Consider the following 14,187-nt stretch of genomic DNA (forward strand, 5'->3'; position numbering starts at 1 on the left):
TCTCCACGGCGATGGTTTCGGTTGCCGACACACTGCCTCCAGGGGCGGCTCGCGAGAGCCGTACCGTACGTTACGGTACGGCTTCTAGGAGGTGTCGGTGGCGGACGCAAGCGGAAATCCGCAGAGCCCGCCCTTTCCCATTCGAGTGCCCGGTATTCGCTGGGGACTCAGCCCTGGCCGCAGGCGGCCCGGAACCGCCGCACCGAGGTCTCCATGCCGTATTCCAGCGCGTCGGCCGTCAAGCCGTGGCCGATCGAGACCTCGGCCAGTTCCGGAATGCGCGCGACCAGCGCCGGCAGGTTGGCCACGGTCAAGTCGTGCCCGGCATTGACGCCCAGCCCCGCGGCGAGCGCCGCATCGGCCGTCGCGCCGAGCCGCTCGATCTCGGCCTTCGCCGCGTCCGGGTCGGCATGTGTGCCGCCATAGGGGCCGGTATAGAGCTCGATCCGGTCGCAGCCCGTGGCCGCCGCAGCCGGCATCGCCGACGGATCGGCATCGGCGAACAGCGACACCCGCGCGCCGCCGGCCTGCAACCGCGCGACGATGGGCGTCAGGAACGCCCCCTCCCCGGCAAAATCCCAGCCATGGTCCGAGGTCGGCTGCGAGGGATCGTCGGGGACCAAGGTCACCTGCTCGGGACTGACGGTCTCGACCAGCGCGAGGAAGTCCTCGGTCGGATAGCCCTCGATGTTGAATTCGGCCGCCGGAAACTCGTTGTCGATCAGGGCGCGCAGGTCCGGCAGGTCGGAGAACCGGATGTGCCGCTGGTCCGGACGCGGGTGCACGGTCAGGCCATGGGCCCCGGCCCGCAGCGCGATCCGGCCGAAATCGACCACGCTCGGCCATGGCAGGTCGCGACGATTGCGCAGCATGGCGACGGCATTGAGGTTGACGGAAAGAGCGGTCGACATGCGGGCCTCGCGGAAACGTTTCGGCGCCCCGTAAGTGTGCGATCCCCGGCGACCGGTCAACGGCCGGGCGAGAAAAGCTCCCGATCCGGCCCGGCAGGCCGAATGCGTGTTGAAAGCCCCTGCCCGACCGCTAGTCTGTTGAACACGTTACCAATGCCCGGGGGCTCCCCCGGTACGCGTTGCGAGGGAGAGACAGCATGCGTGGTTCGAACTTCATACCCATCGTCGTTGCCGGGGTCGTCGGCATTGCGATCGGCTGGGCCGTCGGCCCCGACTATGACGACCTGCAGGAGGATCTGGGCAACCAGATGCAGGGCGTCGCCGGCCGGATGCAGGCCGAGATCGAGAAACTGCAGACCAGCGTTTCGGAGCTGAGCCAGCAGGCGGCAGCCCCCGCCGACGACGCGGTGGCGCAGACGCAGCAGGCCATCGCCGATCTGGGCGCCCGTCTCGACCAGATGGGCGGCGACTTCCAGAGCCGCACCGAGGCGCTCGGCCAGTCGCTGCAGAGCGGCGCAGGCGAGGCCCGCGATGCGGCGGCCGCCAAGCTCGACGAACTCGCCGCCGCGATCGAGGGGCTGAAGGGCGACATCGCCGCCGCACCGGCTGCCGCGCCCCAGGGCGGAGCGGATGCCGCAGGCGGCGACCCGGCGGCACTGGCCAGCCAGGTCGGCAACACCGGCGCGATCCTGCTGCCGGGCCAGTCGGCGATCTTCGGCGGCAATCCGGTGCAGCTGGTGTCGATCTCCGCCGAAAGCGGCAGCGCGACGCTGGCGGTCGCCGGCGGCGATCCCCAGGACGTGACGTCCGGCAGCGCGATCGACGCCGGCAATGGCTGCCAGGTGACGCTGGCCGGCGTGGCCGCCGGCGCGGCCTATCTCGGATCGCAGGATTGCGCCGGAGCGGCAGCGCCGGCTGGCGGCAACCAGAATGCCGCCGCCGCACCGGCCGCGCCCGAGCCGCAGCAGGCGGAGGCGGCACCCGCACAGGAGGCGCAGCCAGCAGCGGCAGACGCTACGGCTGACGCGGCGACGCAGCAGGCCCAGCCGGCCGCAGCAGAGACGGCGCCCGATGCGGCAGCGCAGGACGCCCCTGCCGAGACCGCGGCTGCGGCGGAACAGCCCGAGGCCGCCGAAACGGCCCAACCCGCTGCAGCTGACGCGCCCGCTGAACAGCCGGCCGCCGCAAGCGCCACCACCCAGACCGTACCGGTCGGCGGGACCGCGAGCTTCGGCGAGACCCGGATCTTCGTCTCCGCCATCGCCGAGGACAGCGCGACGCTCTTCGCCGTCGGCGGTGGCGGTCGCGAGACGGTCGCCGTCGGCTCGGCTCTCGATGCCGGCAATGGCTGCAGCGTGACGGTCGAGGCGATCGAGAACGGTCAGGTGACCCTCGCCAGCGACGGCTGCACCGGCGACGCTGCCGCGACCAGCGAAGACAGCGCGGCGCCGGCTTCCGATGACGCCGCCGCAGCGCCGCAGGAGACCCCGGCAGAACAGCCGGATGCGGCGGCAAGCGCCGCGCCGGCCGAGGCCGGCGCAGCAGCTGCGCCGGCCGAACCGGCCAGCGAAGGCGACGCGGCCGCTGGCGACGGCGGGACCACGGTCGGCCAGACGGCGACTTTCGGCGAGAAGAAGGTCTTCGTCTCCGGCCTCGGCGACAATGGCGCGACGCTCTACGTCGTCGGCGGCGGGCGCCAGCAGGTCGAGGCCGGCGGCTCCGCCGATCTCGGCGACGGCTGCGCGGTCACGGTCGACCGGATCGAGGACCGCACCGTATATCTGACCGCGAATGGCTGCTGACAGCCGAGCGAAGCGTCGATGATCGGAAAGGGCGGGACCGCGAGGCTCCCGCCCTTTTTCATGCCCCCTGGCTGACCCAACGGAATACCATGCCAGACCAGTTCGAAAATCCTGTCGATATTACGCGCCAACGCGACTAGACTGCCCTGGCGACGGCGCATGTCTGCCGGTCGCTTGCGGCACGGCATCGGATCACAGCTGTTTCGGCAGGATCGGGAGTTTCGCCATGGTCAGGATCGACAGACTTTACGTCATCATCGGCATTGTGTGGCTGCTCGCAGGCGCGGTCTTCGGCACGTGGCTCGGCGCGACCGGGCACCACAATTTCTCCAATTCCCACGCCCATATTGGGCTTCTGGGCTTCGTCGCCTCGGTCCTCTTCGGCCTGGTGCACAAGGTCTGGCCCGAACTGCGCACCCGCCGCCTCGCCCTGCCGCAACTGGCAGTCTACGAGATCGGCACGGCGTTCCTGATCCTCGGCAAGATCATGGTCGACGCGACCGGCGAGGAAAACCTGTTCCTGTTCGTCGGCTCGATCACCGTCATCCTCGGGGCGTTGATGTTTCTCTGGCTGTTCGTCAAAGGCTCGGAGGCGAGCGACGCGCCGACCCTCTCGCCAGCCGAATAGGCCGCGCCTCCCGGCCGGCAGGACCCGGCGGGGCTATTTGACGATGGTCAGCCGCTCGGCCGCGCGGGTGATGGCGGTGTAGAGCCAGCGCTCGCGCGTTTCCTTGAAGGCCCAGCTCTCGTCGAACAGCATGACGTTGTTCCACTGCGAGCCCTGCGCCTTGTGCACGGTCAGCGCGTAGCCATAGTCGAAATCGTCGAAACGCTTCTTGGTCGGCCAGGGTATGTCGGCGTCGGGATCCTCGAAGGCGGCCTTCAGCAGCCGGATCTTGGCGGCGCCCTGGTCGATGTCGTCGTCGTCCGGCTTCACGATCAGATTGACGCCCGGCTTGGTGGTTTCGCGCGAGGCCGTCATCACCTGCCAGAGCGAGCCGTTGAGCAGACCCTTGGCCGGGTCATTGCGCAGGCACACGAGCTTGTCGCCCGACATCGGCAGCGGGCCCTCGAAACCCTTCAGCTCGCGCAGCCGCACATTGTAGCGCCTACGCGTGCGGTTGGTGCCGACCAGCACCTGGTCGGCGGCCAGCACCTCATCGGTTTCCACCTCGCGCTTGCCGATGATCCGGGCGGCGCCCCAGTCGCCATGCATCAGTTCCTTGCCTTCGCGCACATGCAGGGCCAGGTCGATGATCGGGTTGTCGCGCGCCTGGCGGTGGATCTCGGTCAGGAGGAAATCCGGCTCGGCCTCGGTGAAGAAGCCGCCGCCCGACACTGGCGGCAGCTGCCCCGGATCGCCCAGCACCAGGATCGGCGTACCGAAGGACATCAGGTCGCGGCCCAGCGCCTCGTCCACCATCGAGCACTCGTCGACGATGATCAGCTTGGCCTTGGCGACCGGGCTCTGCCGGTTCAGGGAGAAGGTCGGCGAGACCCGCGACAGGCCGCTGGTCTCGTCGGAGATCGTCTCCTCGCCGCGCGGGCGGTAGATGAGCGAATGCAGCGTGCGGGCGCTCTTGGCGCCCTTCGAGCGCAGCACCTGCGCCGCCTTGCCGGTGAAGGCGGCGAACTGCACCGCCCCGTCGATACCTTCGGCGAAATGCCGCGCCAGCGTCGTCTTGCCGGTTCCGGCATAGCCGAACAGCCGGAAGATCGGTGTCTCGCCGTCCGCCAGCCAGTCGGCCACGGCCTTCAGCGCATCGTCCTGCTGTGGTGAGAGCTTCAAGCCGATCTCCGGTTGCCAGCCGGGCACGCGGCCCGATTCCCATTGCGGACAGCCTTATAGGTCCCGGCGCGGTTTTTCACCCTCGTCGCCGATGCGCCGTGCGCTTGCCCACCGTCGGTGGCAAACGCACCACCAACGCCGCTGCAGGGCGCGCGGGTCCCCGGTTCAGGAGCCGGCGATGGCCGCCCCCGGCGACGCCGCCTTGCCGGAGCCGAGAATCGCTGTGATCGCCTTGGCGAGTTCGTATTCGCCGAAGGGCTTGGACAGCTTGGGCAGGCTGTTGTCGCCGCCGGGCGGCAGCTCCGCATAGCCGGTGGCCAGGATGATCGGCAGCCCGGGCCATTCGCCCCGGATCGCCTCGGCAAGCTGGCTGCCGGTCATCCGCGGCATGGCATGATCGGTGATCACCAGCTCGATATCCGCCTCGCTCCTCAGGATGTCGAGCGCCTCCATGCCCGACGTCGCCTCGAAGACGCGGTGGCCCATGTCCTCCAGCATCGCGACGGTGTTCATCAGCACCAGCCCGTCATCGTCCACGGCGAGGATGGCGAGCGGCCGGTCCTCGGCCGGCGCAACCGCCGCGTCGGGCTCGCGCGCCGGGGCCGGCGCCGGCGCGAGTGCGGCCGTGGCGACCGGCAGCCACAGCTCGACGCGGGTCCCCTCGCCCTTGCGGCTATGGATCTGCAGGCCGCCCCCCGACTGGCTGACGAGCCCATGCACCATGGACAGGCCGAGGCCGGTGCCCTTGCCGACGCCCTTGGTGGTGAAGAACGGCTCGGCGGCGCGCTTCGCGGTCTCGGGATCCATGCCTTCGCCCGAATCGATCACCGCCAGCCGGACATAGCGTCCGGCCGCGAGCCCGCCCGGCCTTGCCGTGTCGATGGCCGCCTCGTCCGCCTCGATGACGACGACGCCGCTGCCATCCATCGCGTCGCGGGCATTGACCATCAGATTGAGGAGCGCCGTCTCGAGCTGGTTGGGATCGATATGGGCGGGCGCGAGCCCGGCGGGGAAGCGCGTCTCGATGCGGACTTCGGGACCGATCGAGCGCTCCAGGAAAGCCGTGATGCCGGCGACGAGTTCGGCGAGATCGACGGTGCGCGGTGCCAGATCCTGTCGGCGCGCGAAGGCCAGCATGCGCTGGGTCAGCGACGCGCCACGACGGGCCCCCTCCAGTGCATTGTCGATCAGCGACTGGACGGCCGGCGGGTCGATGCCGACCCGTTTGCGGGCCATTTCCAGGCTGCCGATGACGGCGGTCAGCAGATTGTTGAAGTCGTGGGCGATGCCGCCGGTCAGCTGGCCGATCGCCTCCATCTTCTGCGACTGGGCCAGCGCCTCGTTGGCCTTGGCCAGTGCCTCCTGCGCTTCCTTGCGCTCGGTGACGTCGCGGGTGATCTTGGCAAAGCCGATCACCCTGCCTGCCTCGTCGTCGACCCGGTCGACCACCACGCTGGCCCAGAACCGGCTGCCATCCTTGCGGATGCGCCAGCCCTCGGTCTCGAAGCGGCCGTCCCTGAGCGCAGTGGCGAGACCCCGCTGCGGCTCGCCCCGCTCGCGGTCTTCGGGCGAGAAGAAGCGGGAGAAATGCTGGCCGACGATCTCGTCGCGGCTGTAGCCCTTGATCCGCTCGGCGCCGAAATTCCAGTTGGTCACCCGGCCCTCGGGATCGAGCATGTAGATGGCGTAGTCGCTGACCCCGTTGACCAGGAGCCGGAACTGCTTTTCGCTGCGCTGCAGATCCTCCTGCGCCTGCTTGCGCTCGGTCAGGTCGCGGGTGATCTTGGCGTAGCCGATGAGGGTGCCGTCGGCGTGCCGGATCGGGTCGAGCACCACATGCGCCCAGAACTGGCCGCCGTCCTTGCGCACGCGCCAGCCTTCGGTCTCGAAGCGCCCTTCCACGGCGGCGATGCGCAGGGCCCGCTGCGGCAGCCCGGCATCGCGATCCGCCGGCACGAAGAAGCGAGAGAAATGCGAGCCGAGAATCTCGTCCGCCGTATAGCCCTTGAAGCGCTGCGCGCCCGCGTTCCAGCTGGTGATGATGCCGTCCGGATCGAGCATGTAGATGGCATAGTCGGTGATCGCGTCGACGAGCAGCCGGTAGCGGCCTTCGTCACTGGCCGACGCGGTCGCCCGCTCCGTTCGCTCCATCCCCGTATCCCTCACGCATCTGTCCATCACAGACATAGCAGCGGAACGCCCCGCGCCAAGATGGCGCAGGGAGCCCGCGGAACCTGCGCGAAGAACCTACATGCCGTCCTTGCCGCGCGACAGGGCGGCGACGCCCGTGCGGCAGACCTCAACGAGGCCCAGCGGCTGCATGATGGCCACGAACTTGTCGAGCTTCGACGGCCGGCCGGTCAGCTCGAAGACGAAATGCTCGATCGAGGAATCGATCACCTTGGCGCGGAATACGTCGGCGAGGCGCAGGGCCTCGACGCGCTTGTCGCCCTGCCCCGCCACCTTCAGGATCGCCAGCTCGCGCTCGATCGGATCGTTGTCGCCGTTGGCGCCGCCCATGCGGGTCAGATCGACGACCCGGTGCACCGGCACGATGCGGTCGAGCTGGCTCTTCAGCTGCTCGATGACATGGGGCGCGCCGCGGGTGACCACCGTGATCCGCGACAGGTGCTTCTCGTGCTCGGTTTCCGAAACGGTCAGGCTCTCGATATTGTAGCCGCGCCCCGAGAACAGGCCGATGACCCGGGCCAGAACGCCCGGCTCGTTGTCCACCAGGACGGCGAGCGTGCGGGTCTCGTTCGCCTCCTTCTCCGGCGTGATGAAATAGGCCGATGCGGGCGGCTGGACGGGTTGGTTCATGTCGGAAACTCAGCAGGTTCTTGGCGTTGCGGCACCATAGAGCCGCGACGCCGAAAGGCCAAGGCGGCTTTCGCGGCAGCGCGCGGACGGTCCGCTTGTGCGACGCAGGATGGACGTGCGTCATCGGAAGCGCATCTTCACCTGCCATGAAGGCGCCGGACGCGGTGGCAACCAAGAGGGAGAGACGGACATGAAGACGATCATGCTTCTGGGCACCACGGCTGCGCTGGCGTTGCCGGCATTCGGTGCGGCGACCGCGCAGGAGCCGGACCGGGCCCAGTGCGTGCCTGCGCTCACCGATGGCGGCTTTGCCCTGACGATCCGGGTCGAGGGCGAAGACGGCCTCTTCCGCCTGACCTGCCGCGACGGTTCGCTCGTCGCCGTTCCCGCCGATGCGGTCGTCGGACAGGCCCTTGCGCCGACAGCGGACGCGACGTCCGAGACGGCCGCCAGGGAGATCGACGCCAGCGGCGAAGCGGCGCAATCCGAACTTCGCGCGACCGAGAAACTGGCCGAACCGCCCACCGAACTGTCCGCAGCGCCCGATGGCGACGCAAGCGACAAGATGGCGAGCGACGGAACGCCGGTGCCGAAAGCTCCCGACGTGGAGACGGCCACGAAGGACGCCGGGACAATCATCGAGGACAGCGTTGCAGCCGCGCAAGGTTCGTCCGGCGAAACGGCGACCGCCCCGGAGACGGACAGCCAGGCGTCCGGGACGGAAGCCGACGATGCGGATACCCGCGCTCCCGGCACCGCATCGGCTGCGATCAACGAGCTGATCGGCGACACCGGCAACGCCGGCGCCCTGGGTGAAGCCTCGGCCGATCCCGCGCAGCCGGACGACGAGGCCGACATCGCCGATGCCCCCGAGGCCGATGCGACCAACGAGATGGACTCGCACGACAGCGCCGATGCGGACCCGCGGGATGATGCGATGGCCGACGTCCTCGAAGAGGACAGCCCGGCCGACGCCGAGACCGAAACCGCGGATGCCATGTCCGAGGAGGATGCGGAGGACGAGATCGGCCAGGATGGCGATATGGCCGACAGCGCGTCGGACCGCACCGATGACGATTTCGAAGACGCCGCAGAGGCCGACGACGCCGCGGGCGATCTGGAGGCGGACGCCGCCGATATCTCGGAGGCCGATGCGGCTGAAGAGATGAATTCGCACGACAGCGCCGATGCGGACCCGCAGGATGATGCGATGGCCGACGCCATGTCCCAAGACGATTCGGAGTCCGAGGCAGGCGACGCGGCGATGTCCGGCGACATGGCCGCCGACCGCCTCGCGGATGACGCCGAGGACGAGGATGCGGTCGACATCATCGCCGACAGCGCCGACGACGCCGCGAGCGAACTGGACATCGACGCCCTCGACTCGCCGCCGGAAGAGCTGACCGACACCGCCCGCAACGCTGCCGGCGTGGCGGGCACGATGCCGCAATCCTCGGTCACCGAGGCGCGGCAGGATGCCGACCCCTCCGGACCGGCCACCATGGCCGAGGAGGACGGCATGGCGGCGATGGACAAGCCGGCGGTCGCGCCCGAGGACGCGGCGCCCGACGGCGAGGTCGCGAGCCCCGGCGAGGCGAAGCAGTCCGATCGGCTCGCCGCCACCGAAGATCCGGCGATGGACGAGGCGGACGACGCTGCGGCGCCGCAGACCTCCGAGCCCGACATGATCGCGGTGCCGCTGGCGGTCATCGGCAGCGCCGAACTGGCCCTGCCCGGCGCGCAGTTCCGCTCCGTGGCGATCCGCGAAGATGGCGACCAGCAGGTCTACGCCCTGCGCGGCGAGATGCGCAGCGGCCGCGACGTGGCGGTGACCGTCGCCGAGGACGGCGCGGTCGTGAAGATCGACCGCGAGATCCTGCAGGAGGACGTGCCCGAGCGGATCCTGCGGATCGCCGAGGCGCTGATGCCGGACGCCGAGATCCTGCGCGTGACCCTGTCGAACCGCGACAACTACAAGAGCTTCTTCGTCTTCAGCGGGCTCGACGCGCGCGGCGACGGCTTCGAGCTCGAAATCCGCTCGGACGGCCGCAGCGTCGCCTTCGACCGCCCGTCATAGGCCGGAAACGACGAAGGGCGGCGTTGCCGCCGCCCTTCTCCAATCTGCACTGAGATTGCCAGCCCGGTCAGACCAGGGCCCGGCCCTTGGCGTCGATGGCGCTACCGACGGCCTCGTCGCTCGCCTCGTCCGGCAAGAGGATCTCGTTATGGGCCTTGCCCGACGGGATCATCGGGAAGCAATTGGCGAGGTTGGCCACCCGGCAGTCGAACAGCACCGGCTTGTCGACGGCCAGCATCTCCTCGATGGCCGCGTCGAGATCGCCCGGCTTCTGGCAGCGGATGCCGTGGCCGCCATAGGCCTCGGCCAGCTTGACGAAGTCCGGCAGCGCCTCGGTGTAGGAGTTCGACAGCCGGTTGCCGTGCAACAGCTGCTGCCACTGCCGGACCATACCCATATACTGGTTGTTCAGGATGAAGATCTTGACGTTGGCGCCGTGCTGCACCGCCGTCGACATCTCCTGCATGTTCATCAGCACCGACGCATCGCCGGCGATGCAGACCGACAGCGCGTCCGGATGGGCGATCTGCGCGCCGATCGCCGCCGGCAGGCCGTAGCCCATCGTGCCGAGACCACCCGAGGTCAGCCACCGGTTCGGCGCCTCGAAGCCGTAGAACTGCGCCGCCCACATCTGGTGCTGACCGACCTCGGTGGAGACGTAGGTCTCGCGGTCCTTGGTATGCGCATAGAGCCGCTGGATGGCGTATTGCGGCATGATGACGTCGTCGTTCGGCCGGTACGCCAGGCTGTCGCGGGCCCGCCACGTGCCGATCTCGTCCCACCATCCCGCGAGCGATGCCGGGTCGATCGCGGTGCCGCGCTCCTTCCAGATGCCGACCATGTCGCGCAGGACATGGGTGACATCGCCGATGATCGGCAGGTCGACGCGCACGTTCTTGTTGATCGACGAGGGGTCGATGTCGATGTGGATCTTCTTGGAGTGCGGCGAGAAGGCGTCGAGCCGGCCGGTGATGCGGTCGTCGAAGCGCGCGCCGACGCACAGCATGACGTCGCAGCCATGCATGGCCAGATTGGCCTCGTAGGTGCCGTGCATGCCCAGCATGCCCAGCCAGCTCTCGCCGGAGGCCGGATAGGCGCCGAGCCCCATCAGCGTCGAGGTGATCGGCGCACCGGTCAGCGCGACGAGCTCGCGCAGGAGCTGCGCGGCCTCGGGACCGGAATTGATGACGCCGCCGCCCGAATAGATGATCGGCCGCTTGGCGCTCGCCAGCATGGCCACCGCCGCCTCGATGCGGTCGCGGTCGCCGACCAGCTTCGGCCGATAGCTCTCGTGCTGGGTCTGCGGTGCCGGCGGCGTGTAGAGGCCGGTCGCGAACTGCACGTCCTTGGGAATGTCGACGACAACCGGACCCGGGCGACCGGTGGTCGCCACGTGGAAGGCCTCGTGCAGGACGCGCGCCAGATCGTTGACGTCCTTCACCAGCCAGTTGTGCTTGGTGCAGGGCCGCGTGATGCCGACCGTGTCGCATTCCTGGAAGGCGTCGGAGCCGATCAGCGTCGTCGGCACCTGGCCGGTGATGCAGACCAGCGGGATCGAATCCATCAGCGCGTCCTGCAGCGCGGTCACCGCATTGGTCGCGCCGGGGCCCGAGGTCACCAGCATGACGCCCGGCTTGCCGGTTGCGCGGGCATAGCCCTCCGCGGCGTGGCCAGCCCCCTGCTCGTGCCGCACCAGGATATGGCGGACCGCTTCCTGCTGGAAGATCTCGTCATAGATCGGGAGAACCGCGCCGCCCGGATAGCCGAAGATGTCGGCGACGCCATGATCCTTCAGCGCCTGCACGACCATCGCCGCGCCTGTCATTTCCCGTGTGTCCGATGTCGCGTTCATGGCTCGTCTTCCGTCTCGTGCCTGCCGGGTTGGTCTGGCGCCGCTCCCGGTCCGGATGCTGTGTCGGAACTCGGCGCAATAAAAAAGGGCCGCTGGGGCCCTTTGAGTTGCGCACACGTGGCTCTCGCCGGGCGGTCCCTAGACCGCCTCGCGTGTGCGCCGTCCTACTACGAGAATGTTGATCTTTGTCATGGGGCGGAAGCTAAGCCCGTCCAGCGCGTCCGTCAACGACTTATCTTGCGGCCGTGCCCGGCGGCGGTCTTGCCGCCGGACAACTTGAGGTCAGCCGACCTTCTCGATGTGGATGCGGCGATAGACCGCCTCGACGCAGGCATAGGCGCCGAAGGCGATCAGCCCCAGCCCGGTCAGCGACAAGAGCACCCAGCCATAGCTCCAGTCCGACATCGCCTGCAGCGCCGCTTCCAGCCCCGGCGTATCGCCCTCGCCATAGGAGACGGCACCGGTGAACAGGAGGCCGGCGAGAACGAAGAAGGTGACGCCCCGGGCAATCAGGCCGAAACGGCAGATCGGCCGCAGCCAGGCGCGCTTGCCGGCGGGAATGGTCATGTATTTCTCGAACCCGGCGACGACGCCCTTGTAGATGTGGGCGGCGCCGGCGACCGCCATGCCCAGCGACACGATATAGGTGATCCAGACACCGTAGCCGGCATCGTAGGCCGCCGCGACGACACCGCCACCGCCACCGTCCGACCGCATGCCGGCAAGGACCGTTGCCGCATAGAATGCGGTACCGCCATAGGCAAACGCGCTGAGCAGCAGGCCGGAACGCGCGAACACGCCCCTGGCGTCGAGACCGTGCTCGTCGACGTCGAAGAACATCTGGATCAGCCGCCAGATGGTGAAGCAGGTCAGCGCCGCGACGAGCGCGACGAGGGCGACCGTCCCGAATGCGGAGCCGGCGACCGTGTCGACCGCGTCCTTGGTCCCCATGGCCCGGCCGGTGGCGTAGGCGGCGCGAAACGCGAAGTAGCCGACGATGAGATACACCAGCCCGCGAGCGGCGTAGCCGGCCCGTGCTGCCTTGCGGAGCCAGTCGTGATGCTGGTGGGGAATGTCCAGGGTGGTCAATGTCGCTCCTCGCCTTCTGAAGAGCCTATACGCGGCGGCTCAGGCGTTGGTTCCGAGGAGCACCCCGGCGGCCGACCCGGCACTGACCCGGTTCCGCCCCGCCTGCTTGGCCTTGTAGAGATTGACGTCGGCCCGCTTGAAGATCGCCGCGCAGCCGTCTCCCGGCTCCGAAGAGGCCAGTCCCACCGATACCGTGGTGCGCAGCTTCACGTCTCCGACCCGGATGGTGAGCCCGGAAATCGCCTGGCGGATCCGCTCCGCGAAGGTGACCAGGCCGGGTGCCGACATGTTCGTCACGATGATGGCGAACTCCTCGCCGCCGAGGCGGGCGACCACGTCGCGATGGCGCGCGAAATCCGTCAGGCAACCGGCGACCGCCTTCAGCACCTCGTCGCCGACATCGTGGCCGTAGGTGTCGTTGACGGCCTTGAACTTGTCGAGATCGAACAGCAGCAGGCCCACAGGGCGGCCGACGCGGTCGAAGGCCACGACATATTCCTCGAACATCCGGTCGAAGCAGCGCCGGTTGCGCAGGCCGGTGAGCGGATCGGTCAGCGCCGCCTGCTCCAGATGCTGGGAGCGCTGCTCGAGCGTGCCGGCAAGCGAGCGCAGCTTGCCCTGCTCGCGCAGCTGCGCGCGGATGGTCGGCAGGATCAGGAACAGGCCGGTGCCCAGCGCCACGACGAGGCTGGCGATGGTCGCCGCAAACAGGCCGCTCATGATCGGCGGCTCACTGTCGCCGACCCGAGCGAGGATCGCCACGGTGACCGCATGCGCCTTGACGGTACAGGCGACCGCAACGACGATCGCAGCCAGATAAAGCCCGACCGAAAGCTCTGCCTTGGTGACCTTCATCGACCGCCCGACTTCCCGATTCTTCCCCATGGGAACTGATACGACGAGAAGCTGTCCGATCACTTAAGGCGATTGCTCAAATCGTCTCGATCGCGGCAATGTCAGGGGATGCGAGCCGCTGCCAGCTCGCATCGAACTGGTGCCGGAACCAGGTCTCCTGGCGCTTGGCATATTGGCGGGTGCGGGTTGCGGCACGGGCGACCGCGACATCTTGCGCCATCGTCCCGTCGAGCACCGCCGAAAGCTCGGCGACGCCGATCGCCTTGGCCGCGGATCCGTCCATCGCCCCGGGGATCGCGCGGAACGCCGCGACCTCCTCCAGCGCGCCTGCCGCCATCATCTGCGCGAAGCGCTCTCCGATGATCTGGCGCAGCACGCTGCGTTCCGGTGCCGTCACGAGTTTCAAACAGGCAGACGGGTCCAGAAGGCCGGGACGCCGGCCGGTCTGGAGGGCCGACAGCGGCCGCCCCGCGGCTTCGCCAACCTCGAGCGCCCGCACGATCCGCTGCCCGTCGGCCGGGTCGATCCGTTGCGCAGCCGAAGGGTCGGATCGGGCCAGCAGCGTGTGAAGGGCGGGAGCGCCCTCCTCCGCCAGCCGCTGGCGCCAGCGTTCGCGGATCTCCGGCGGCACCTCGGGCAGATCGTCGAGAAGACCGAGCAGCGCCTTGAAGTAGAGGCCGGTGCCGCCGCACAGGATCGGCAGCTTGCCCGCCGCGCGGATCTCCTCCAGCACCGGCGCGACGTCGCGAATCCAGGCACCGACGGAATAGATCCGGTCGGGCGCGACATGCCCGTAGAGCCTGTGCGGCACGCGGGCGAGCGCATCGGCGTCGGGCCGCGCGGTCAGGATGCGGAGGCCGTCATAGACCTGCATGGAGTCGGCGTTGACCACCACGCCGTCGTGACGCTCGGCCAGTTCCACCGCGAGGCCCGACTTGCCGCTGGCGGTCGGCCCGGCTATCAGGATCGCCTGTTTTCCCGCCATTTCGGAC

11 protein-coding genes are annotated in these 14,187 nt (G+C 68.9%); 3 read left to right on the plus strand and 8 right to left on the minus strand.

The window, feature by feature from the left end; all coding sequences use genetic code 11:
• Window positions 1-167: 167 nt before the first annotated feature.
• The gene (locus H9Q09_RS13360; RefSeq protein ID WP_187391446.1) at window positions 168-911 is read right to left on the minus strand and encodes a pyridoxine 5'-phosphate synthase; all 744 of its coding nucleotides are present in this window, start codon (window positions 909-911) and stop codon (window positions 168-170) included.
• Window positions 912-1,108: 197 nt separating this feature from the next.
• On the opposite strand from H9Q09_RS13360, the gene H9Q09_RS13365 reads away from it, so the two are divergent.
• Together H9Q09_RS13365 and H9Q09_RS13370 are read left to right on the plus strand one after the other, a co-directional pair.
• Entirely contained in the window at window positions 1,109-2,713 is a 1,605-nt protein-coding gene (locus H9Q09_RS13365; protein ID WP_187391447.1) for a hypothetical protein, read from the plus strand.
• Between the two features lie 226 nt (window positions 2,714-2,939).
• On the plus strand, window positions 2,940-3,341 hold the full coding sequence (locus H9Q09_RS13370) for a hypothetical protein (RefSeq protein WP_187391448.1): 402 nt from the start codon (window positions 2,940-2,942) through the stop codon (window positions 3,339-3,341).
• 33 nt (window positions 3,342-3,374) lie between these two features.
• On the opposite strand, the gene H9Q09_RS13375 is transcribed toward H9Q09_RS13370, so the two are convergent.
• From H9Q09_RS13375 to ilvN, 3 genes are all read right to left on the minus strand, one after another.
• On the minus strand, window positions 3,375-4,502 hold the full coding sequence (locus H9Q09_RS13375; RefSeq protein WP_187391449.1) for an ATP-dependent RecD-like DNA helicase: 1,128 nt from the start codon (window positions 4,500-4,502) through the stop codon (window positions 3,375-3,377).
• A gap of 165 nt (window positions 4,503-4,667) precedes the next feature.
• On the minus strand, window positions 4,668-6,653 hold the full coding sequence (locus H9Q09_RS13380) for a PAS domain-containing sensor histidine kinase (RefSeq protein WP_187391450.1): 1,986 nt from the start codon (window positions 6,651-6,653) through the stop codon (window positions 4,668-4,670).
• Window positions 6,654-6,749: 96 nt separating this feature from the next.
• Window positions 6,750-7,322: an acetolactate synthase small subunit gene (ilvN, locus tag H9Q09_RS13385; protein ID WP_187391451.1), complete on the minus strand. Its 573-nt coding sequence runs from the start codon at window positions 7,320-7,322 to the stop codon at window positions 6,750-6,752.
• Between the two features lie 190 nt (window positions 7,323-7,512).
• Between ilvN and H9Q09_RS13390 the strand changes: the two genes are divergently transcribed.
• Complete coding sequence (locus tag H9Q09_RS13390; protein WP_187391452.1) at window positions 7,513-9,399, plus strand: hypothetical protein; 1,887 nt, start codon at window positions 7,513-7,515, stop codon at window positions 9,397-9,399.
• A gap of 67 nt (window positions 9,400-9,466) precedes the next feature.
• Here the strand turns inward: H9Q09_RS13390 and H9Q09_RS13395 are convergent, their stop codons facing one another.
• From H9Q09_RS13395 to miaA, 4 genes are all read right to left on the minus strand, one after another.
• Window positions 9,467-11,251, minus strand: coding sequence for an acetolactate synthase 3 large subunit (locus H9Q09_RS13395; RefSeq protein ID WP_187391453.1), 1,785 nt, complete (start codon window positions 11,249-11,251; stop codon window positions 9,467-9,469).
• A gap of 282 nt (window positions 11,252-11,533) precedes the next feature.
• Entirely contained in the window at window positions 11,534-12,340 is an 807-nt protein-coding gene (locus H9Q09_RS13400) for a DUF1206 domain-containing protein (protein ID WP_187391454.1), read from the minus strand.
• 39 nt (window positions 12,341-12,379) lie between these two features.
• Window positions 12,380-13,195, minus strand: coding sequence for a GGDEF domain-containing protein (locus tag H9Q09_RS13405; RefSeq protein WP_187391455.1), 816 nt, complete (start codon window positions 13,193-13,195; stop codon window positions 12,380-12,382).
• Between the two features lie 76 nt (window positions 13,196-13,271).
• On the minus strand, window positions 13,272-14,180 hold the full coding sequence (gene miaA / locus H9Q09_RS13410; protein WP_187391555.1) for a tRNA (adenosine(37)-N6)-dimethylallyltransferase MiaA: 909 nt from the start codon (window positions 14,178-14,180) through the stop codon (window positions 13,272-13,274).
• Window positions 14,181-14,187: the final 7 nt, after the last annotated feature.

It is taken from the genome of Aurantimonas sp. DM33-3 (assembly GCF_014334315.1).
GTDB classification, from domain to species: Bacteria; Pseudomonadota; Alphaproteobacteria; order Rhizobiales; family Rhizobiaceae; genus Aurantimonas; species Aurantimonas coralicida.